This window comes from Sporosarcina sp. JAI121 (assembly GCF_013408665.1).
GTDB lineage: Bacteria > Bacillota > Bacilli > Bacillales_A > Planococcaceae > Sporosarcina.
Genome location: NZ_JACCCL010000001.1, coordinates 576,619 through 598,618, shown reverse-complemented (window position 1 = coordinate 598,618; position 22,000 = coordinate 576,619). Strand labels below are relative to the sequence as shown.

The 22,000-nt window shown below is 40.1% G+C and carries 23 protein-coding genes; 7 read left to right on the top strand and 16 right to left on the bottom strand.

Going from position 1 to position 22,000, the window contains the following annotated elements; all coding sequences use genetic code 11:
• Positions 1-29: 29 nt before the first annotated feature.
• From HDC33_RS02825 to gnd, 3 genes are all read right to left on the bottom strand, one after another.
• Complete coding sequence (locus HDC33_RS02825; RefSeq protein ID WP_179391008.1) at positions 30-533, bottom strand: TRAP transporter small permease; 504 nt, start codon at positions 531-533, stop codon at positions 30-32.
• Between the two features lie 121 nt (positions 534-654).
• On the bottom strand, positions 655-1,695 hold the full coding sequence (locus HDC33_RS02820) for a TRAP transporter substrate-binding protein (protein ID WP_179391007.1): 1,041 nt from the start codon (positions 1,693-1,695) through the stop codon (positions 655-657).
• A 35-nt stretch (positions 1,696-1,730) separates the two neighbouring features.
• Positions 1,731-2,627: a phosphogluconate dehydrogenase (NAD(+)-dependent, decarboxylating) gene (gnd, locus tag HDC33_RS02815; protein ID WP_179391006.1), complete on the bottom strand. Its 897-nt coding sequence runs from the start codon at positions 2,625-2,627 to the stop codon at positions 1,731-1,733.
• Between the two features lie 289 nt (positions 2,628-2,916).
• Here gnd and HDC33_RS02810 point away from each other — a divergent pair, with 289 nt between their 5' ends.
• Positions 2,917-3,774, top strand: a complete 858-nt coding sequence (locus HDC33_RS02810; RefSeq protein WP_179391005.1) for a MurR/RpiR family transcriptional regulator — start codon at positions 2,917-2,919, stop codon at positions 3,772-3,774.
• Positions 3,775-4,387: 613 nt separating this feature from the next.
• On the opposite strand, the gene HDC33_RS02805 is transcribed toward HDC33_RS02810, so the two are convergent.
• The 3 genes from HDC33_RS02805 to HDC33_RS02795 all read right to left on the bottom strand — a co-directional run bounded on the left by HDC33_RS02805 (position 4,388) and on the right by HDC33_RS02795 (position 8,184).
• Positions 4,388-5,851 carry a sodium/proline symporter gene (locus HDC33_RS02805; RefSeq protein WP_179391004.1) on the bottom strand — a complete coding sequence of 488 codons (1,464 nt, stop codon included), beginning with the start codon at positions 5,849-5,851 and terminating at the stop codon, positions 4,388-4,390.
• Positions 5,852-5,896: 45 nt separating this feature from the next.
• Positions 5,897-7,057 (bottom strand): NAD(P)/FAD-dependent oxidoreductase, encoded by a 1,161-nt coding sequence (locus HDC33_RS02800; RefSeq protein ID WP_179391003.1) that lies wholly within the window; start codon positions 7,055-7,057, stop codon positions 5,897-5,899.
• A gap of 152 nt (positions 7,058-7,209) precedes the next feature.
• Positions 7,210-8,184 carry an ornithine cyclodeaminase family protein gene (locus HDC33_RS02795; protein WP_179391002.1) on the bottom strand — a complete coding sequence of 325 codons (975 nt, stop codon included), beginning with the start codon at positions 8,182-8,184 and terminating at the stop codon, positions 7,210-7,212.
• Between the two features lie 409 nt (positions 8,185-8,593).
• Between HDC33_RS02795 and HDC33_RS02790 the strand changes: the two genes are divergently transcribed.
• Positions 8,594-9,748, top strand: coding sequence for a polysaccharide deacetylase family protein (locus tag HDC33_RS02790; protein WP_179391001.1), 1,155 nt, complete (start codon positions 8,594-8,596; stop codon positions 9,746-9,748).
• 135 nt (positions 9,749-9,883) lie between these two features.
• Here HDC33_RS02790 and HDC33_RS02785 read toward each other — a convergent pair whose 3' ends face one another.
• Together HDC33_RS02785 and HDC33_RS02780 are read right to left on the bottom strand one after the other, a co-directional pair.
• Positions 9,884-10,435, bottom strand: a complete 552-nt coding sequence (locus tag HDC33_RS02785; protein ID WP_179391000.1) for a DL-endopeptidase inhibitor IseA family protein — start codon at positions 10,433-10,435, stop codon at positions 9,884-9,886.
• 261 nt (positions 10,436-10,696) lie between these two features.
• Positions 10,697-11,125: a VOC family protein gene (locus HDC33_RS02780; protein WP_179390999.1), complete on the bottom strand. Its 429-nt coding sequence runs from the start codon at positions 11,123-11,125 to the stop codon at positions 10,697-10,699.
• A gap of 343 nt (positions 11,126-11,468) precedes the next feature.
• On the opposite strand from HDC33_RS02780, the gene HDC33_RS02775 reads away from it, so the two are divergent.
• Positions 11,469-12,074, top strand: coding sequence for a transposase (locus HDC33_RS02775; RefSeq protein ID WP_179390998.1), 606 nt, complete (start codon positions 11,469-11,471; stop codon positions 12,072-12,074).
• Positions 12,075-12,293: 219 nt separating this feature from the next.
• Positions 12,294-13,331 (top strand): PTS sugar transporter subunit IIC, encoded by a 1,038-nt coding sequence (locus tag HDC33_RS02770; protein WP_179390997.1) that lies wholly within the window; start codon positions 12,294-12,296, stop codon positions 13,329-13,331.
• 95 nt (positions 13,332-13,426) lie between these two features.
• Here HDC33_RS02770 and HDC33_RS02765 read toward each other — a convergent pair whose 3' ends face one another.
• Positions 13,427-13,585, bottom strand: coding sequence for a hypothetical protein (locus tag HDC33_RS02765; protein WP_179390996.1), 159 nt, complete (start codon positions 13,583-13,585; stop codon positions 13,427-13,429).
• 10 nt (positions 13,586-13,595) lie between these two features.
• A complete protein-coding gene (locus HDC33_RS02760) occupies positions 13,596-13,760 on the bottom strand; it encodes a hypothetical protein (RefSeq protein ID WP_179390995.1) in 165 nt (54 codons plus the stop codon).
• 188 nt (positions 13,761-13,948) lie between these two features.
• On the opposite strand from HDC33_RS02760, the gene HDC33_RS02755 reads away from it, so the two are divergent.
• Together HDC33_RS02755 and HDC33_RS16475 are read left to right on the top strand one after the other, a co-directional pair.
• The gene (locus tag HDC33_RS02755; protein WP_179390994.1) at positions 13,949-15,244 is read left to right on the top strand and encodes a helix-turn-helix transcriptional regulator; all 1,296 of its coding nucleotides are present in this window, start codon (positions 13,949-13,951) and stop codon (positions 15,242-15,244) included.
• A complete protein-coding gene (locus tag HDC33_RS16475) occupies positions 15,244-15,378 on the top strand; it encodes a hypothetical protein (protein WP_255457284.1) in 135 nt (44 codons plus the stop codon). The genes HDC33_RS02755 and HDC33_RS16475 overlap by 1 nt, the downstream gene beginning before the upstream one ends.
• Positions 15,379-15,435: 57 nt before the next feature.
• On the opposite strand, the gene HDC33_RS02750 is transcribed toward HDC33_RS16475, so the two are convergent.
• On the bottom strand, positions 15,436-16,137 hold the full coding sequence (locus HDC33_RS02750) for a hypothetical protein (RefSeq protein ID WP_179390993.1): 702 nt from the start codon (positions 16,135-16,137) through the stop codon (positions 15,436-15,438).
• Between the two features lie 604 nt (positions 16,138-16,741).
• On the opposite strand from HDC33_RS02750, the gene sda reads away from it, so the two are divergent.
• The gene (gene sda, locus HDC33_RS02745) at positions 16,742-16,870 is read left to right on the top strand and encodes a sporulation histidine kinase inhibitor Sda (protein WP_179390992.1); all 129 of its coding nucleotides are present in this window, start codon (positions 16,742-16,744) and stop codon (positions 16,868-16,870) included.
• Between the two features lie 96 nt (positions 16,871-16,966).
• On the opposite strand, the gene HDC33_RS02740 is transcribed toward sda, so the two are convergent.
• The 5 genes from HDC33_RS02740 to HDC33_RS02720 form a co-directional block, all read right to left on the bottom strand.
• The gene (locus HDC33_RS02740; RefSeq protein WP_255457283.1) at positions 16,967-18,352 is read right to left on the bottom strand and encodes a S41 family peptidase; all 1,386 of its coding nucleotides are present in this window, start codon (positions 18,350-18,352) and stop codon (positions 16,967-16,969) included.
• 88 nt (positions 18,353-18,440) lie between these two features.
• Positions 18,441-19,769, bottom strand: a complete 1,329-nt coding sequence (locus HDC33_RS02735; RefSeq protein ID WP_179390991.1) for an MATE family efflux transporter — start codon at positions 19,767-19,769, stop codon at positions 18,441-18,443.
• A 116-nt stretch (positions 19,770-19,885) separates the two neighbouring features.
• The gene (locus tag HDC33_RS02730) at positions 19,886-20,440 is read right to left on the bottom strand and encodes a TetR/AcrR family transcriptional regulator (RefSeq protein ID WP_179390990.1); all 555 of its coding nucleotides are present in this window, start codon (positions 20,438-20,440) and stop codon (positions 19,886-19,888) included.
• Positions 20,441-20,748: 308 nt separating this feature from the next.
• Positions 20,749-21,153, bottom strand: a complete 405-nt coding sequence (locus tag HDC33_RS02725) for a PaaI family thioesterase (protein ID WP_218843152.1) — start codon at positions 21,151-21,153, stop codon at positions 20,749-20,751.
• A 38-nt stretch (positions 21,154-21,191) separates the two neighbouring features.
• Entirely contained in the window at positions 21,192-21,974 is a 783-nt protein-coding gene (locus tag HDC33_RS02720) for an enoyl-CoA hydratase/isomerase family protein (RefSeq protein WP_179390988.1), read from the bottom strand.
• Positions 21,975-22,000: the final 26 nt, after the last annotated feature.

Here is a 22,000-nt window from a genome sequence, read left to right as displayed (position 1 = left end):
AATGTTTCAGTGACTATGTCCTGAAACATTTATACTATTGTTGGTTCTTCAAATTTTTCTTTTCCCTGTAAAACTCGTATAAGTTTAATAAGGTTTTGAATTAATCTAATAAGAGTTAACCCCATTCCTATCGGAGCTGCCATATAGACTAGTCCCATTGGAATTTGCAAGGCAGGGGATTTTTGACCAAAACTTAATAGTTTATTCGCAATTTCAAAGCCATATATTATTACGAATATTGCGAACACCATAAATAAAATACTAGAAATAATATTTAAAATCACCTTGCCTTTTTGATTAAGAAACGCCAAAACAACATCTACTTTAATATGTCTTTGTTTTTTCACGCCATAGCTGATACCAATATAAATTAACCAAATGAAACAGAAACGTGCCAATTCTTCTGACCACGATAATGAACTATTAAGTTGCCTCATTACCACTTGTACAAAAATCACTGCTACCATGACTGCGGATAAGATTGTTAATAATAACTCTTCAATATGTCGATCAAACCATCGAATTATATTCATTTTGATCTCCTCTTTGCAAGAAATTTCAGTAACTTGTTATTTGGAAAGAAAATGTTGACTCTCCATGCATCTGTGCTGTTAAGAAAGTCAACTTCTATCAAATAAAATGCTTTAGAATTAATTACTTTGAAGCTTCACCAATTGCATCATATACTTCTTTCACAATTTCTTTACCAATCTTCTCCGTAAACTTATCAATTGTAGGTTGTACAAGTTGTTTCATTTCTTCACGTGCTTCAGGTGTAACTTCAGTGTAAGTAATTCCTTCAGTTTGAAGATCTGCTAGGTTTTTCTCGTTCGCGTCACGATTCAATTGACGTTCATACTCGCCTGCTTCGATAGCGGCTTCTCTAACAATTTTTTGTTGTTCCTCTGTTAAATCGTCGTAGAATGATTTACTCATTAAAAATACAAATGGACTGTAAACATGATTCGTATTTGAAACATGTGATTGAACTTCATAATACTTTTGCAGATAAATAGTTGCGAGCGGGTTTTCTTGCCCATCCACTGTTTTTTGTTGCATTGCTGTAAATAGTTCTGTAAAGGCCATTGGTGTCGGATTTGCGCCTAATGCACGGAAGGCTTCCAAATGAAGCTCATTCTCCATTGTCCGTAGTTTCAATCCTTTAAAGTCTGCTGCAGTTGCGATTGCATGCTTACTGTTAGTTACATCACGAAATCCATTTTCCCAATAAGCTAAGCCAACTAAGTTTTGTGATTCTAACTTATCCAATATCTTCTTACCGACTTCGCCATCTAATACTTCGTCAGCCACTTCCACAGTTGGAAATAGAAATGGAAAGTCAAAAATACCAAACTCAGGAACAAAGTTAGCTAGTGGTGCAGTTGACGGAATTGTAACTTCTTGTGAACCTAATTGCAGCGCTTCAGTCATTGTCCGGTCATCACCAAGTTGTCCACTATGATAAGTTTCAACGATGATTTGTCCGTCTGTTTTTTCTTCCACAATTTCCTTGAATTTTACTAGACCTTTGTATTGGGGATGTAAATCATTTAAACCTAGTCCTGCTCGAATCGTTTTTACTTCACCTTTACTACTTCCATCACTTTTCACAGCAGCATCCCCCTCATCATCTCCGCAAGCAGCAAGGGCTAAAACCATAACAGCCAATAGAAAAACAGTTAAAAACTTTTTCATTTTGTATTCCTCCTATTTTTGTTTTTTGTTACTTATCATTTCTTAACTACCTCATGCCCACCAAATTCATTACGTAAAGCGGCGACTACTTTTCCGGTAAACGTATCCTCTTCCACCGAACGGTATCTCATTAACAATGACATAGTGATAACAGGTGCAGCCACTTGCAAATCTAATGCATGCTCTACCGTCCATTTCCCTGAACCTGATGAATTCATAACTCCTCTAATCTCTTCTAACTCCGGGTCTTTAGAGAAGGCGTTTTCAGTTAACTCCATTAACCATGATCGAATAACCGAACCATGATTCCAAACTTTCGCAACACCTTCAAAATCATAGTCGAAATCACTTTTCTTGAGAATATCAAACCCTTCAGCGATTGATTGCATCATTCCATATTCAATTCCATTATGAATAGTCTTTAAAAAGTGACCACTTCCCAATTTTCCCGCATAGAGATAACCATTTTTCACTGCAGTATCCCGAATAATCGGTTCAATTTTCTCAAAGATTTCTTTTTCTCCGCCAATCATGGTGCAAATTCCACTTCTTGCACCATCTACCCCCCCACTCGTTCCACAGTCGAGGAAGTGAATTCCTTTTTCTAATAGCTTTTTTCCCCTGCGTATTGAATCTTTGTAATTTGAATTTCCACCTTCTATGATGATATCTCCTTTTTCCAATAACGGTTCTAGAGTAGATAGAACGTTTTCGGTCACGTCTCCGGAGGGTATCATTAACCAAATTACTCGAGGGGATTCTAACTTTTGAACAACATCTTCCAAGCTAGTTGCTTTAATCGCGCCTTCTTCTGTAATTTTTTCAACTGCTTCCAAATTAACATCATGAGCAATTACCTTATGGCCATGGTCAATTAAATTCAATGCTAAGTTATATCCCATCTTTCCAAGACCAATCATTGCTAGTTTCATTCATTTGTAACCCCTTCCATAATTTTGAATGAAATAATTTTTCATCTAAAATCAGTATATACCGAATATTTTTTTATTCAAGACATTTTTTCTCAATTTACACCCTATATGGAAAATTCTAAAATGTTTATTGAAATATCTATTCCTATCCTGAGTCTAGAAGGTAAAATAGAGAGACATGTCTCAAATTGACAAGGAGTGGCATCACAAAAATAGGTTGCATACTAAAATTTCCGGTATGATTAACAGTTAATTTATTGAAGATATCTACAGCCAGGGAGGAAAAATCATGATTAATTCGAAGACACCCCATTGTTTCACTCTAATCCGTGCAATCTATACACAGCTCAGTGAAAAGGAAAAGACTTTAGCAGACTTTTTTATAAATCATCCTGAAAAAATTATTCACTCTACCATTAATCAAGTCGCGGAGGAAGTAGGCGTTGCAGACGCAACTGTTTTCCGCTTTACCAAGCGGTTAGGTTATAAAGGATACCAATCAATGAGGATTGCCCTTGCCTCTGAAATCATTACCACCTTTAAAGATATACATGAAACAATTGATGAAGAAGATGATGAAAAAACAATCGCCGAAAAAGTTTTCAAATCAAATATTAGAACTTTGGAAGATACACTCCAAGTTCTTGATCAACAGCAACTTCAACGAGCTGTAAAAGCATTGGTAGCGGCCAGAAAAATTGAATTTTACGGGAACGGTGGATCAGGAGCTATCGCAACGGATGCACATCATAAATTTCTCAGAAGCGGATTGCTTACTAACTGTTATACGGATGGTCATCTACAGGCCATGAGTGCTGCACAACTGACCAAAAATGATGTCGTTGTATGTATTTCACATTCGGGAACAAGTAGAGATGTCTTAGATGCGCTGGAAATTGCGAAATTAAATGGTGTAACTACCATCGGGATTACTCAATTCGGAAAAACGCCTTTAAGTGAGAAAGCTGATATATCCCTGCTTACTATCTCTGTGGAAACTGAATTCAGATCTGAAGCCTTGGCTTCCCGACTTGCACAACTAAGTATTATTGATGCGTTATATGTAAATGTGAGTATACAACTGAAAGAACGAATGAAGACATCGCTACAAAACCTCAGAAATGCGATTGCCGTGAAACGAATTTGATCAATAACAATTATTTGAGGAATAAGACGACAGGGAAAGAACACTGATATGGATTATAAATTTCAGAGAGAATCCGTTGTGTTTCTTCTTGCAATAAGAAAGGAACATTTGATTTTATCTAGAATGAGAGGCGTCATTTCCAGTATCCGTTAAGAATGACAAGTTTTAGAGCGAATTACTAATCAACCTAAAAAAAACAACCGCGCCTATTTGAAGTCAAATAGGCGTGGTTGTTTTTCACCAAAAAATGTACATTTCACTTTATCATCAACCCCGCAACGGGTGTCGCTTGGCTTGCTTTATTTAGCATAGGTGAACTCTACAGCACTGAATCCTTAAAAACATGTCTCTACGTTGGAATAATACTTATCTGAAAAATAAAACCATCTTTTCCTCTAAGTGAATATTTTTCCTGTTAGTTTCTAGAGTTATTGTCGTTTCTCCTCTGCAGATTCCCTGTTTATTAGGTAACTATATATTTTTACATCAACATCCCTTGATTAACTGATTGGAAGACGTTTTCAATCTGTGTAAATACGAGTCAAAAAAAGAGGTCATGCCATAAGTCAAAACCCACTTATGAGAATCCTCCTCATTTATCTTTAATTAATAGTCAACTCTTACTACCTTCCGTTACCTTCAAAGCCTTCTCCCTCTTATCCGGGAACAGTAAACTAAACAAAATCCCGAAAGCCGCGGCGATGAAGAAGGTCGTGAAACGGGAAGTGGCAATTTCCTCGAGTGGTGTAGAAATCCAGATGACTGTGCTGAGAAACCCGGAAATGATTGTCGCGATGACGCCGATACCCGAGTATCTTTTCCAGAAAAACGTCAAGATGATGGCGGGGGATAAAGTGCAGCCCACTCCGGCCCATGCCCAGCTGACGACCAGGAAGACCAATGACTTGGATGTCAAGGCGATGATCAAGCCTACGAGCCCGGCACAAACGATGGTAATTCTCGATATGGCGACAAGCTTCTTTTCAGATAGCTTCATTTTCATTGCGTTCCGAATAATATCTTCACTGACCGAACTTGTTATGACCATTAGCTGTGAATCTGCGGTAGAAATGATGGCGGCGAGAATACCTGCAAGTAAAATACCCGCAATCCAAGGAGGCATCAAGTCGAGTATCATGAACGGCAAGATCATTTCGACGTCGGCAAACGTTTGCCCTTGGTACAATGTGAGAGCGGTAATCCCGATCATGAACGCGCCGCCGTATGCCAAAAGTGTCCACGAGATGGCAACGATACTGCCCGTTCTAGCTTCTTTTTTACTTCGGAGGGCCATAAAACGAACACTCAGTTGTGGCTGCCCGCCCAGGAAACCGAAAAACCAGGCGAAGTTATTGAACAATAACAATCCCAACGAAAATCCGATTGCCCCGCCTGTCCAGGAATCCATCGATGGTCCCGCGGCAGTCAATGCCTGGCTGATGGATAAATCGGCAGCAGAAATATGAAAGAGGGCTACGATTGGTAACACGACCAACGTGATGAGCATCATGATACTTTGAATCATATCCGTCCAAACGACTGTCACGAATCCGCCGATGTAAGATAGTATAATAACGACTATGATACTTACAACAGCTCCAACTGTCGGAGGTATATTAAAAACGGCGAATAATGTTTTGCCCGCCCCGGCAATTTGGGCCCCGAAGTAAAACATCATGAAACTGAAGATAAGAATAGTAGAAAGCCATAGGATAACTGTACCGTGTTTGCCGAAACGTTTCGCCAAATAGCTTGGCAGTGTCAACGCACCGGTTTCCTCCGCTTCTTTCATGAATCGTTTCGCTAAAAATAACCAGGCGAAGATAATACCGGAAGCGATTCCCGCTGCAACCCAGACACCCGATAACCCTGTCGCAAAGACGAAGCCCGTATAGCCCAGTAAAAGCCAAGCGGATTCTCCCGTGGCACGTTCAGAAAATGCCAACGCCCAGCCCGGCAATTGCTTTCCGCCGAGCAGAAAATCGGCGTGGCTTTTGGTCCGCCGGCTAACAAGGTATCCGATGACAAGCATTAGCACTAAATACAAAACGAATTCTATCATTATAATAGTATGCAATTTACCCATCCCCCTCTAATTTAGTAGTCAACCTATAGTAGGCAGTTATACGATGGCATCTTCCAACACCAAATCATTTTCCGCAAAACGTTCGACGCGTAATGGCGTCAAGTCAATCGTTTCGTATCCCCCTTTACAAATCAATTCGGCCAAACCTTGTCCAACTCCCGGAGCCTGCTGCATCCCATGTCCGCTAAAACCGAGCGCCATAAAGTAGCCCTTCATTTGCGGATGCTCGCCAATAATCGCATTTTGATCTTGCGTATTAAAATCGTATAATCCAGCCCAGCCCGATTCCAACTTCAACTTTTCAAAGTTCGGAACACGATGGGCTAAAATAGGCCACAGCTTTTCAAAAGATGAGCGCTTCCATGTGAAGTCGATGCCTGGTTTACAATCATCAGAAAATCCCGTAACAACCTTTTCTCCTTCATGACGGAAATAGACACCCGTTGGATCGATTGTTAAAGGAAGCTTTTTTTCAAGGTGTTCCGATGGATCAAACACATACATTTGCCTCTTCAGCGGAACGACCGGCACCGGCATGCCGATTGCTTCACTTAATGCCGCTCCCCACGCACCGGCACAATTGACGACGATCCGTGATGAATAAATCGTTCCATCCGCTAAACGGACGCCTGTTATCCTGTCCCTTTCTGTCAATAAAGACATTATTTCCCCGGAAATATATTCAACCCCCAGCGCCTGGGCATTTTTCCGATACGCTTGCATGACAGAGTACGGATCGAGATAACCATCTTCATGACAATAAAGGCCGCCCGCCAAATCACTAATTTCCAGTTCAGGAATAATCGACAATAATTCCTGCGGGGACAGCAACTCGGAAGGTACACCGTAATGATGTTGTTTCGTCAGTTGTTTTTCAAAATAAGGGATCATACTCTCTGTCGCTAAAAACAAGTATCCTCTCTGCTTGAAGTCAATTTCCGCCCGTTCCCCGTTCAATGCCATGGTTTCAGCAAAATCTTTATAAACTTGCAAACTATAGCGGCTTAGTTGAATATTGATAGCCGTCGAATACAATTGCCTGAATCCTCCCGCACTGCGCGCCGTGGAAGAGTATTCATACGTGGAATCTTTTTCAAAAACGAGGATACTTCCTTCGAAGCCGTTCTTTCGTAAGGAATAAGCGGTACTCGATCCCATTACTCCTCCACCTACAATGATGATATCTGCTGTATTCATATGACAGTTCCCCTTTCAGCTGAAAATAATAGTATGACTTGTCCGACAGATTTGTTTATCCAAGATATGCGAATTTGTCGTCATTATTCCGATAAAAAGAAATAAAAAGGGTTCACTGACTACTTTAATCAGTGAACCCTTCAAGACGTTTTTCATAAATCAACAATAATACCTTTCTTACTTTTAATAGCTTGTTCATATAAATACTGGGCAACGACGATATCGGCAATGGCTAGTCCAACCGATTTAAAGATTGTAATCTCTTGATCATCTTCTCTTCCCGATCGTTCACCACTGACAATTTGTCCAAGTTCTGCATGGAGTTGCTCCGGGAAAAATGCGCCCTCGACAATCGGTATGTGCAAGTCTCCGGCCTCTTCAAGAGCCGCTTCTTTTGATTCGACAACGACTTTAGTCGCCGCGCAAATGGCGTTCGTAGGCAATTCCTGCATCGTCGGCCGGAAAGAACCGACGGCATTTACATGGATGCCTGGCTTTAGCTCTTCGGAAAACACCGGTTCCATGGATGTTGTAGCCGTAACGAGGATATCGGAATTTCGGACTACTTCATTTGAATCCTGACAGACGACAACTTCTTTTTGAAATCTAGTTGCTACAATCTCTGCAAATTCATATGCTTTCTGTACACTTCGATTGAATAGATAGATCACCTCAATATTTCGCACAGCGAGAATCGCTTCACAAAGTCCTATCGCCTGTTCCCCGGTCCCGATGATTCCTAAACTTTTCGCATCGGGTCGCGCTAAATACTTTGTCGCCACGCCCGATAAAGCACCTGTCCTAATAAGCGTCAAATAGGATCCTTCCAGTAACGCCAACGGTTCCCCAGTCTTTATATCCGACAGTAAAACAACGCCATGAATCGCTTTTTTGCCGATATCTTTATTCCCCGGGACGACCGTTACATATTTCAGACCCATCGTATTCAAGCCTTCAGCAACCGAAGGCATCACTAATCCGGAATTGCCAGTTCCAAAAGGAAGAACCGTCCGGATGGGCGTGTCCGTCTTGGAAGCTGAGAATTCCTTCAAAGCAACCTCCACACAGTGTAAAACCTCATTCATATTCACTAGATTCTTTTGGTCATTTGCACTTATTATCAACATCCGCTTCACCTCTATGTCCCTTATTGGCATCTGCTAGAAACATATTGCACGACTCATAGTTTTATTCTTACCGTTTTATTGAAGGCGGCTTTCGACAAAATAACACATCATTCTGCAATGTGGATAAAGTTATCAACACTTAGTAGACTGACTCTTCTATCTTTATTAACATTTCGCACAAGTTAACCACAGGATATCCACCACTTTTGTTGATAAGTTTTGACTATTCTATATTTCCGGTTGAATTGGGTTGATAGTTGGAATTGTAGGGGTGACAGTCACCAAGACAATTTACGACAATTTAAGAATGCGCGTATTTACATCCATTTTCAAATACACCTTGCTACTTCCATCCTTTCTATCTATCATATATAGAGAGAAACTAGAGACTAAAGGGGCATACAAAAGATTGAAGAAAATCACTCTGTTTTTACTACTATTCTTTGTAGCATTTCCAGCATTCACTGATGCATCAACCGTAAAATCGATTAAAATCACCGAAACGACGCCTGTTTTTGATGAATATAAGAAAGTGGCAGTCTTCATGAAAGGGACTTCGCACACGATATTCAACGAATCAGACCGTTTCTATCACACCGTCATCGGAAACGACGAAGTAAAGTTCTCGAAGAAAAAAGCCGTGGTGATAAAAGCTATCCCCACCAACTGGAAAGGTTCACACCCAGTTCGCGCAACCACAACCACATCAAAACCAGTGCAAATTCTGGAGCGTCCTGCTGTAAAGGCAAAAAGCATCGGACAGATCCAACCGAACATGACAATTAATGTACAACGGATAAAGGGAAATTATTATCCCGTTCTAATAGGCGGTAAAACGGGGTACATACATAAAAACGAGCTGGCGATCGGCCCAGGCATTCCTGTTTTGATGTATCACGATATTGTTTCGAGCAAAACGGATCAAAACCCATCCACTTTGGAAGTCGAAAAGTTCAAAGAGCAGATGGACTATTTGAAGAAAAACGGTTGGACGACAATCACTACGCAACAACTGGAATCCTGGATTACTAAAAAGGGTACATTACCAAAAAAATCCATCCTAATTACATTCGACGATGGCTACAAATCAACAATTGACTTGGCGTATCCCATTTTGAAAACAAATGGATTCAAGGCTACTTCGTTCCTTATTACAAGCCGTATCGACCGGCCAAGTACAGTTTCAGAACAAGACATCATTCGATCACAGGATGTCTATTCCTATCAAAATCACACGCATCTATTCCATATGTTCAATTCGTTCACGAATTTGAGCCTTTTGCAATACGAATCGGAACTGGCAATCTTCAAAGATTTCCAAGAAGCGAATGACTCCATCAAGCAAATTCTAGGCGACGATTACCGGGTCACTGCTCATGCCTACCCATACGGAAAACGCAGTCTGGCAGCAATCCGCGCGTTAAAGTCCGCCGGTATAACGAGTGCATACACAATCGACGAAGGTAACGTCTTCCAAGGAGATTCCTTATTCGAATTGAAACGCCAGCGCATCCACTCCACAATGACCATAAAAGATTTCGCCCAAAAACTGCAGGGCAGATAAGCAGGAATTACCGGGGGTGCCGGGTATGCGGGTTAGGCTGGGTATGCTAGGTGACAGTCACCACTACAAATCTGACACTATTCTGACAATAACTCAAGAATACCTCATCCAACTTTCAGGTGAGGTTTTCTTGGGTTATTTCGTATAGACGGGCAGCTTACTTATACGCCAACCAGACTTTTTTACATATTCGTATGTCACTTTGAATTTATCAACTGTACCTGTATAGCCTACGGGAACGCTTAGTTCAAATACGTACTTATTTTTTTTCGATTTTATCTCCTCTGCTGTCGCCGCTTCCCATTGAAGAAGGGATCCTCCATCTGCTTCGATTTGCGCCAACTTCTTATTTTTTTTAATAAAATTATGATCTTTCATATACCGTTTAGCAACTTTTTTTGTTACAGACTTTTCAAGTTCAGCCCGCAATTCCTTCTTCGTGTCTAAGTGACTGGCCATATACCGATATGTCTCTCCCTTATAATTGAACCGCGTATATTCACCCTCTTCATAGACACCGCCCGACTGCACAAGACTTTCCGTCGCTGCCCATCCTGCCGCAATCTCTACCGCTTTTCCCGGCGGAAATTCAATGGTAATCTTTGTTACCGGATCCGATTGTTTACATGCGGTACAAGACAATAGTAATAGCGATATGCCAAGTATCCAAAGCTTTTTAAATTTCATGAAGCTCCCCTCCATGTTTTCATTATTATAGAAATGGGTGTAGATTTTTTCAGATGAAGTTTCAACACCCGGAAAATAGCGACCGTTGATAAACCCCCACGATTATATATATGCGGGAAAGCGGGAAGTTAATTTCCAAATGATTCGCATGTAGCTGGTAATCGGTGCAAATATGTAAAAAAAAAACGCAGCGCGCTTTATATATGCGCGTTGCGTTTTTCTCTTCATTATGATGAAATGTCAATCGTATGGAATGACTAATTACATGAAGACTTCTCCATTGTCATAATTTAATTGCCATTCAATTCCAAACTTATCTGTTACCTGGCCGTAGCATTTGCTCCAGAATGTCTCTTGGAGATCCATGCCTACTTTTCCGCCCTCCTTCAGTTTGCCAAATATAGATTTAATCTCATCCTGGTCTTCACTGACTACCGCAAGGCTAATATTATTTCCTGCGATAAAGGCCATACCGGGAAAAACGTCAGAAAACATAACATTGCTTCCTTGAATATTCAGCCGGGTATGCATGACCAAGTTTTTCGCTTCTTCTGGAAGAGGATATTCCGGATTAGGCGGCGTTTCCCCGAACGTCATAATTTTTGGTTCCTCAGTTCCAAATACCTCTGCGTAAAACTCCACCGCTTCACGACAATTCCCATTAAAATTCAGATAAACATCAACAGACATTATCATCACTCCTTCACTTCTACTCAAATTTATTTGGCGAAACAATTGTCTCACTATTATAACAGTTGTATGGTGTGGATGCCGTGTTGATGATCTAGACCAGGGGGTGACAGTCACCACTACAAATCAGAAACTATTCTGACAACTAATAACTTGGAGTTTCTAACATATCTAGCGAAGTTATCAAAATTTTATTTTGGAGTGTTTTGGGGCTATATTTCTATTTTGGACCCCTATTCACCTTTAAACTTAAATTTCACGCCATGCATGTTATTTATGACAATTGTCTTTCTCTACCAGATGAGATATGGTAGTCAAAAACAATGGGGATGGAGATGACTGGATGGCTAGAATAAATCGAAAATGGGATCCAAATTGCTTTGATCATGTCGTCATGCGTGGCAATAATCGTCAGAATATCTTTTCGAACAAGATGGACATTGCTGTACTTTTTCGAACCCTTCAGTATACGAATACCAAACACCCTTTTTCACTAATCGCCTATTGCATCATGAATAACCATTTTCACTTGCTAATTCGTTCCCCCGAAGTTCCGCTTGGCAAAGTGATGGGGCTGATTAATAAACAATACAGCAATTACTATAAAAAGAAGTATAACTACACCGGATTTCTGTACGAGAGCCGCTACTTTGCAAGGATGGTACCAGAACCCGGCGCCCTTCTTTCCGTCAGTGCATATATACACCAAAATCCGGTTGCAACTAAAAAACCAATCGTAGAACGAATGGAAAACTATCCCCACAGTTCGTTCCGCTTGTACCATAGAAAAACGGACACCCCTTATCCATTCCTCGACCTCACTATTTTGCCGTCCCTACTTCCGGATCCATATCATAAAACCCCTGAAGGCTACACCCAATTTTGCAGAGACTATCAACAGAACGAGGAACTGAAAAAATATATAAAAGCGTCCTCCCTGAAACAATAAATGATTCAGGGACCCCCTTTTTATTGTATGTATTTTTCAAACATTCACGTTTGTTGTGAATGTATTAGAATTGACTTGGTGACTGTCACCCACCTGAGCCCAGCAGCCATCACACAACAAACTAATCCGAAAACCCAATAAGTGATTGACTATTCCTACAACACTCTTTATAGTTATTCACATTATGTAATAATGATGCAAGATGGGGGATTGGGAAAAATGAAGGATTTTGTTAGTAAGTTATTAAATGGAATGAGTATTGGCATTGTGGTCGCATTAATACCAAACGCTTTGTTGGGGGAAATTCTTAAGCTATTAATTCCTCATTTCCCCGCATTACAGCACTTATTCGATATCACCATATTTGTGATGAGCTTATTGCCCGTCATGATTGGCGTAATGGTAGGGATTACGTTTAAGTTGACACCTATTCAAACAGCAAGTGTCGGGATTGCTGCAATGGTCGGCAGCGGCGTCATACAAAAGACCGCTGACGGATTGATTACACTAAACGGAATTGGAATTGTAATTAATATAGGAATTACAGCTGCATTAGCCGTATTGTTTGTAAGAATGCTAGGCGATAAATTAAAAGCATATTCCATTCTGCTTATGCCCACGTTAAGTATCTTAGTACCTGGTATGATCGGTTATCTTTTACTGCCATTTATGAAACATAGCACCGGTATAATAGGTGTCGCTATTTCAAACGTGACGACATTACAGCCAATTCTAATGGGTGCGATTATTGCCCTGATATTCTGCACCATCATACTGCTGCCAATTTCGACAGTCGGGGTTGCAACCGTTATTATGCTTTCAGGCGTGGGTGCAGGTGCCGCCAATCTAGGCATTGTTGCGGCAGGTATAGGTTTAGCGATTGCCAGCTACAAAGCTAACTCACTTGGGACCGCATTAGCGCATGTTTTAGGCTCACCTAAAATTCAAATGAAAAACTTTTTGATGAAACCCAAAATCGCATTTCCGATGATGATTACGGCAGCCGTTCTTGGCGCTTTGGCTGGATTGTTAAACATCCAAGGAACCCCATATAGCGCTGGATTCGGTTTATCAGGATTGGTCGGGCCTTTGAATTATATGAACCTGGCTGAAGGAGGATGGTCGGCGAAAAATATTTCAATCATGCTTAGCACATTTTTCATTATACCGATTGTCTTTAATCTAGGTCTCATCTACATATTTTCCAGAAAACTAAAATTGATTAAAGCTGCAGATTTTAAATTGGATTTTGATTAATTAATACATGGTCACAAAAAAGCAACATCCGCGAACCTTCAATTGGTTTGGTGATGTTGCTTTTTCAATAAAAAATCAACTGATAACTTTTTGAATTAAATCTGTTCGATTTCAATTGAAATATCCCTGAATTCGACTGATTCCAGAAATCCATTTGATTTCATTTTACTCAAAAACTCCATCAGTTCCATTTTCATTTGATATAATTGCAAATCTTGAATATCAACATCAAATTGGTCGTTTGTCGTTTCCATAGGTAGAATCTCACTCCCTTCGAAAGAATGATAAGCAGGCAAGCAATCGTTTCACCATACCGGAAATCTCTTTTGAATCGTGACTCCGTACTTTTTTGTCCCTACGCCGGATAGTAGCTGTTCTTATTTCCCGTCGCTTAACAGCTTCATCAAAATAAATGTCTTCAATTCGCATGCTTACTATCCCCCTTTTCTCTCTTACTTAACCATATCACTCAAGAGATAGGAATAATATTCAATTAGGTTGGGACATTTTTTTCAAAATCATGCATTTTTTAAGCGTTTCGCTAATTAATTTCCCATATTAAAATGGTATGATTAATGCTACGTATGTACTATGCTGTAAAAGAGAGGGATTCGCTAATGAAAGTTGGACATTTAATAAGGGCAGAACGGATTAGACAACAAATGAAACAATTAGTATTAGCAAAAGGGATCTGCACGCCTTCTTACTTATCCAAAATCGAACGGAATTTAATTTTCCCGAGTGAAGACATCGTCACATTATTATTTAATCGTTTAGGCATAGATCCATCGAAGTTACAGAAAAATGATCAGCAAACGGAAATTGATTTCGAGAAAATGCTGGAAACTAGTTACAAAGAAGTAATTACAAATCGTGATGCCAATTTCACAAAACAAAAATTGGAGTATTTGGAGACACACAATCCATTATTTGAAAATCAAACACTCTATTACACATACCTTCTGATTATGTTAAGATTCCGAATTATGGTAGGCAGGAATTTAGATGAACGGAAAAAGGAAATTGACGATCTTGAAGAATTAAGCAAAGACTTTACTCCACGGCAAACTTATTTATATAAATTAAATACCGCAATCTACTATTATTCTACAGAAAATCGCAATAAATCGATTGAGTATTTTGAAGATGTGCTATTATTAGTTGATGATATTTCGTTAGAAGCTTGGGAAAAAGCGGAATTGAACTATATGATAGGGGTGGTTTATACAGCGGATAGTCGGATTTTCACCACCATAGACTATATAAGAAGTGCCCTCGACTATTTTAGGGAAAACTTTTTGATGAAGAGAGTCTTGGATTGCTACGTACTAATCGGAATTACGCGAAAAAAAAGCGAACAATTTCAAGAAGCATTGGAATCCTATTTAAAAGCAATGCAGATATGTGATGAATTTAATATGGATCTTGAAAAAGGAATTATATATCACAATATTGGATCGCTATATGGAACTATGGGCAATAGCGAAGATGCTATTAAATACTATAAAAAAAGTATCGAATACAAAAGCGAAGAAGATATTCCTTTAATCTCCGTACTATGTTTAGTGGTTGAATATTCAAAGGTAAATAATAAAAAGCTTGTAATTGATTGGTGTAATGAAGGTCTATCAATGTTCTCGCAGTTGAAAGATAAGAATCTAACATCATATTTCCATCATTTCAACATTTTCAAATCGCTCCATAGTGATCAAGGTTTATCCGTCGAAATTACTGAAGATGCAATTGACTACTTTAAATCAATAGAGGATTTTCAATACATTCATAAGTATTCGATTGCATTAGCAGAATGGTATTACAAAAATAGGAAATATAAACTATCGGCTATTTATTACCAAGAAGCAAATAAATATGGGTATTTATATAGAAAAATTAATAGATGGGAGGATTTATAATGAAGAAAATTTTATCTATTCTTATACTGGTTGTTGTTTTGAGTGTTTTCACAGGTAATCAAGCTCTCGCCACTAAAGATCAGTTGCCTAAACTGTTTAATACATCTAATTCCACAAGCGTTCTCCTAAAATAAAAACAACGAGGGGAACAACTCTTAACCGAGTTGTTCCCTTCGTTGTTTTTATCAGCGCTAGAACGCATCCAGCTGACTTATTATGCCGCCTGTCATGGAGTCACCTAAAAACATGAGAAAAATGGAAAAAGCGATTCCAAATATAACTACGTAAACGATGACACAATACAACGGATCGAGCGTCAATGCTTCTTGTTTTACTAATTTTGTCAGGATGAACAATGGAACAACGAGGAAAGCTAATAGGAGTGCGAATGAAAGCAGGAAATTGCCGAAGACATACGCTTTTATTACTAGTAACAGTAAAGCGATCAATGCGAGGAATGTGGATGGGATAAGGTGGGTTCCGTAAATTCCAACGAGACTTGTTAATGAATGGTCGGGGCCGAGGAACTTTACCGTCAAGAACAACGAACCGATGACAATCGCCGTGATGATAAAGATAGATAATATTGAACTTCCTATCACTGAGAAAAAGGACGGTTCATACGAATACGCGAGGAACGAAAATGCCATACGTTTCAATAAAGTGAAAAACGAAAGACCAATAAAAATCGCCATGATCACGATTGTAACAATGCCGTTCATCGCATTTTTTTCTTCCCGTTCAATTACGTTAGAAGGAGACTTCAAATAGGTCACGAAATAGTCCCAGTACAACCTAGCTGCAACTTTAATCTTTTCGATGGTTTCGTTTGGTTGTATATTAGGCTTTGTTGCTCCTCCGCTCCCTTGTTCCATCACAACTACGTCATTCACTAAAGGAGTACCACACTTCGCACAAAAATTCCCAGAGCTCTGCCTATGCCCGCAGTTTATGCAATGCAATCCGCTCCTCCTCCATTATTCTGAAGTTTTATTCATTACATCAACCTATTCATCTGTGCTCCCACTATATGCTTAAAAACTGCATATAACGCAAAATACCCTACAAGTCATCTTCTGAGAGACTCGAAGGGTATTCCTAAAAGATAAATAGAATACTTTGTATAAACAATTCAAACATTCACGTTTGTTTTGTTTGTTTTTAAATTGACTTGGTGACTGTCACCCACCGGTCTTCTTGGGCTCCCTCTAAACTCTCTCAAATCTAATTCCCCTTTAAAAACTTTTCGACAAATTTCGCAATTCTGACGATTGTGGATAAGGTTACTAACGTTATACCCGCCATTCACTGTACTTTTACGTGCATTGCAAACATATTAACCACAACTTATCCACGGGAGACTGTGGATAGAAGAACGGTTGTTCTAAATCAGATTCTTTGGTAGATTAAGAGTACAACCTTGTCACATGCTAATCTATGCATGCACATTCCAGATTAGTACACATACCTTAAAAAATATTGGAGGTGTAATCCCGGATGATTAAACTGCCTGATGACTTGCTTATTGAATCCTACTTCAAAGCAATAGACATCAAGTTGAATCCTCACTTCATACAATTGTTGGAAGCGGAAATTCGTCGGCGCTCTTTACAATATAAAATTTAGCTATCTTTTTGAATTTCACGCATGGATCCTAAAAAAGCACCAGGTTCTTATCCGACTCAAAGTTTACTGAGATCGCTAATAACCCGGTGCTTTTTATTAGTTAACCGCTATTTCCAGATAGACGCCTTGTTTCATCAATTTATTTTGCGCGTCTTTATAAAGTGGATGAATCACAAGTATATAGTTAGCCCCCGCTGACAATTGCTTTTTGGGCACAACCGAAATGGTGTTATCATTCACCACTTCAACCGCCGCTTCTATTTCTTTTCCACCCAGTTGGATAAGCTGGATCGCCTTTTTATCAGTATGCTTCCAATTCATCTTCGTGTTCATTTCCACTGTAAACTTCTTCGTCACCGGTACATTTACAAGACCAGGAAGTTGTTTGTATCCCGGTACCTTTGCAATCAACTGATCCCGATGCGAAATCTCGAGCTCCGTCCCTATTTTCGTCACGATATCCGGCTTCACGCCGACTTTATCTACAGCCTGACCCTTTGGCGAATAAAACCTTGCTGTCGTCATCTTCAACACACTGCCATCATCGAATCCGTACATCGACTGCATCGTGCCTTTACCGTAGCTCGTTTGACCATATAGTGTAGCCGCCTTCTGCTCCTTCACAGCCGCAGAGACCATTTCCGAAGCGCTAGCGCTGTATTCATTGATTAAGACATGCGTCGTTCCTGTGAACTTGCGCGGTTGAACAGTAGATGGATAAATCATCGGTTTGGTGTTCTTTTCCCGCAATTGAAACGCATTGACGGTAGTGGGAAAGAAGCCGGCAATGTCCTGTGCAGCTGTTATATAACCGCCGCCATTGTTGCGCAAATCGACAATCCAACCATCTGCTTCAGTTAACGATTGAATGGCTTTGTTCATTTCTTTCGAGGATTCCGTCGCAAAACTGTTCAGACGAATATAAGCGATATTGCCGCCTAGCATTTCGGATTCAACATTCGGCAACGTAATCTCTTCCCTTATTAGCTTTTTCGTAAGGGAATCCTTTTGTCCGATTCGTTCAATTGTCAGCGTGACCGCCGTTTTTTCTTTCCCACTAATTAATGAAATGGCGACCTGAATCGACTTGCCAACGAGGCTACTCCCATTTACATGGGTGATCACATCGCCCGCCTCCATACCAGCACGCGCGGCAGGTCCGCCTGGAATGACCGAAATGATTTTGATGCCTTTCAAATCTTCTTCAAGGACAACACCAATCCCCACAATCCGCTGTTCGATTCCATTGATGAACCCCTCATACTCCTTTGCGCTCATATAGACGGAATGGGGATCCAGATGCTTTGTGATTTCTTTGATGGAGCCTTTCGATAGCACCGATTCAGGCACGTCGTCAACATAATATTCGTGTACCAATTGCCGGATTTCATCAAGCGGTTCAGCCGATGCGGACGTTGCAAACGGAAGTAGGACAACCAACATCGAGAATAATAGTAGCAGCGATTTAACGTTTCTTTTCAAGGTCCATGCTCCCTCTCTTCTATACTTTCATTCTATAAGTATACTACTTATTCCATATGATTAACTACTTGCAAAAGTGAATAAAGTTTTAGCTGTTCCATTTTTTGTGATAATAAAAGATGGTCACAAGGACAATGAATTCCGATGCAGGTATAGCGAGCCAGACGCCAGTTACACCAAATAACGGTGGCAAGATGACAAGTAGAATTAGCAAAATAATAATTTCCCTTGCGGCGGTAATCCACGTCGCCATCCGAATCTGGCCGATGGATTGATAATAGGTCATCATAACGAAGTTCGTCCCCATGAATAGATATGCGATGAAAAATAGCTTGATACCCGAAACGGCAAGTGCCATCACTTCTTGCGGGAAATCGCCAAACAAGCTTACAATCGGTGTGGCTGCGAATTGACCGATCAATAAGAAGAAAATACCAGCCCCGAACGCGGTCCCAATCGCCAATCGCACCGTTTTCTTGATTTTTTCATCATTTTCAGCCCCGCGGTAATAACTGATCAGCGGTTGAATTGCAGCGCCCATCCCTAAAAACAACAACAGCATAACGCTATGAACATAGTTCAAAATTGTAAATGCGGACACGCCCACAGTTCCAGCGAGACGTTCAAATGTAAGATTATGCGAAATTGTAAACACTGAAAATCCTACTTCGGAGAGAAAACTCGGGAACCCTATCATAAGTATAAGAAAGAATAGCTTCCGATTGAATTTAAAGCGGACGAAACGCAAGTTACTTTTCTTCTTGAAAAAATGTGTGCTCAATATGACAAGCCCTACAAATGCACCAATGATCGTCGCGGCCGCAGCTCCTTCAACGCCATAATCAAGAACAAATAAGAACACATAATTCAATACAATATTGACAAATGCCGTCGCAACAAGTGCAATCATTGATAAATTTGGTCCACCATCATTGCGCACTAAAATACTGAATGCATTTTCAACAGTGAAAATGAAACCGAACAGCAACATGACATTCATATAACCCGCTGTGTACTGAAACGTATCTGCATTCGCACCCAATAAATATGCAAGTTCCGTCCGGAATAAAAAGGCAATAAGCCCGATAATCAACGTCAAAGCAAATATAGAGACAATCGCATGTGAAAAAATGACACGCGCCTCGCTCGGACGTTTAGCACCCATCATTGCCGAGTAACGGGTCGCCGCACCGATTCCAATCCACAGTGACATCGCGACGAAAATCGTATAGACGGGCGCTGCAATACCCACCCCGGCAAGAGCGACCGGACCTAGACGGTGGCCGACCATAATGCCGTCAACCACGATGTTGACAGCCATTAGCAACATCCCTACCATGGATGGGACCAAGTACCTTACAAAAGATTTTCCAACCGATTCTGTATCCAGACGGTTTACTACTTGTTCCTTTTTCATAACAAATTCAATTCCTTATCTTTTAGCGCTTACCGGAACATAAAAACGATTTTAGTTTTTTAAGTTTTATGAGGTGTGAAAAATGACTGGCCTTTGAAAGACCAGCACGTCTATCATTACTTCGCGTTCATAAAACCCGTCAATAACACATCTACAATCGACTCATGCGCTTCTGTAAGAGAAATGCTATGCTCTAAAAAGAACTGGCGATCGAGCGTTGCATTCGAAGCTCCGATAATCAATTTCATCAGTAAATCAATATTCCGTTCCTTAACAACACCCGTGCGGATGCCTTCTTCTAGAAGCCCTTTTAAATCATCCCACTGATTCAGTTCACGATTCACTCGTTCCCACTGAGCAGGATAGGACCGTTTCAATTGCTCTAAAATCCGAAGATCGTAAAACTCATTATATTTTGGTATGACAACAATTGCTTTCCGAATTTTTTCCGTCAATGTCAAATCGGGATTATCGATAATCATCCGTGTCTGTTCATCGAACTCATTGAGTGTCAAATCGATAATCGAATCCAGGATATCCACCTTGGAAGAAAAATGCTCATATAACGTACGCTTGCTAATACCAAGCCGTCTTGACAAGTCATCCATCGTAAACTTAATCCCATTATTTCGTGTTTCCTCAATAAATGCATGCATGATTCGCGTCTTCAACTCATAACCTCCAGTAAAACTATAAACACTACTTTAGTTTTATCGGTTCCAGTGTACAATGTTTATGAGGTGAATGTCTAGTGGATTCTACTTTGTTCTACTGGATTCGGCTGGGTGACAGTCACCAAGTCAAGTCGGAAACTATTCAGATAATTAAACAAAAAATCCACGACGGGAACAGTATTAATTCCCTGCGCGGATTTACTTACACCTAATTCAAAACCTGATTTCCCATTCCTTCTGCTACGAATGGTAACTGATTATTACATAGGGAAAGATATTTCGCCTGCTTTCATTTATAAATCATGTTATTCGTCGCGAATTAATTTAAATGTTCCAGTTCCTTTCGAAATAATATCCCCACTCTCGCTGGTGATAATACCTTCTAAAAAAGCAGTCTTATAACTACTGGAAATGATTGATGCTTCCGCATAAATAGCCCCTGTTTTTACTGGTGCAGTGAAATGAACAGTTGAACTGATTGGAACACACCTTGTATTACAAACAGAGCGCAGATGCATTTTCTGAACGAAATCCAACATTGAAGCAGTTACGCCGCCGTGAAGGGTTCCTTTTGTATTTAAAAGATAGTCTTGTACATTTAATTTAATTCTCGTATTTTCTTTTTCAATTGAAAGAATTTCTATTCCAAGATGCTGAAGATAAGGACTTTCTACAAATTCTTTCTTTATTTCACCGACCGTCATCAACATCCCTTCACTCCTTCACACTATAATTTGAACGAATTCTTCTACTTTGAAATAAATTCCGGAGAACGTTTCTCTAAAAAAGCGCTTGTTCCTTCATTTTTATCATCGGTTGAAAATAGTACAGCTTGTGCAAGCTTTTCAATCAGTAGACCCGTCTTCATATCTGCATCAAATCCTGCATGAATGGCCATTTTCGCAAGTTTTACGGCTAATGGACCTTTCGCTAGTATTTGGGCAGCAGTTTTTTCGACTGTTTTCTTTAGCTGGTCCTGTGGTACAAATTCTGAAACTAGTCCGATCTTTTCCGCTTCTTCAGCAGTGATAATTCTACCGGTTAAGATTAGGTCAATTGCTTTTCCTTTACCGATCAACCGCGCCATTCGCTGAGTTCCACCCGCACTCGGAATAATACCAAGATTCAACTCAGGAAGACCAAACTTCGCATTTTCAGAAGCGATTCGAATGTCGCACGCCATGGCCAGCTCACATCCGCCGCCAAGCGCAAAACCGTTAATCATCGCAATCGTCGGTTTGTCATATGCTTCAATATAATCATATACTTCCTGCATTCCGTTGGGTGTGAATACATCTAAGGGACCACGGTTTTTTAATTGGCTGATGTCCGCCCCTGCCGCGAATGATTTATCTCCTTGGCCTGTAAAAATAATACAATTCGTTTCTTTGTCATTTTTTAATCTTTCTAGCGCCTCTTTCATTTCTCCAAGGGTTTCTTTACTTAACGGATTACGCTGCTCAGGCAAATTTATTATAATGTAGGCTAGCTGATTTGATTTTTCCACTAAGATATTTTGATAGCTGTTCATCTCTTCACCCCACTCTAATTTTTAAA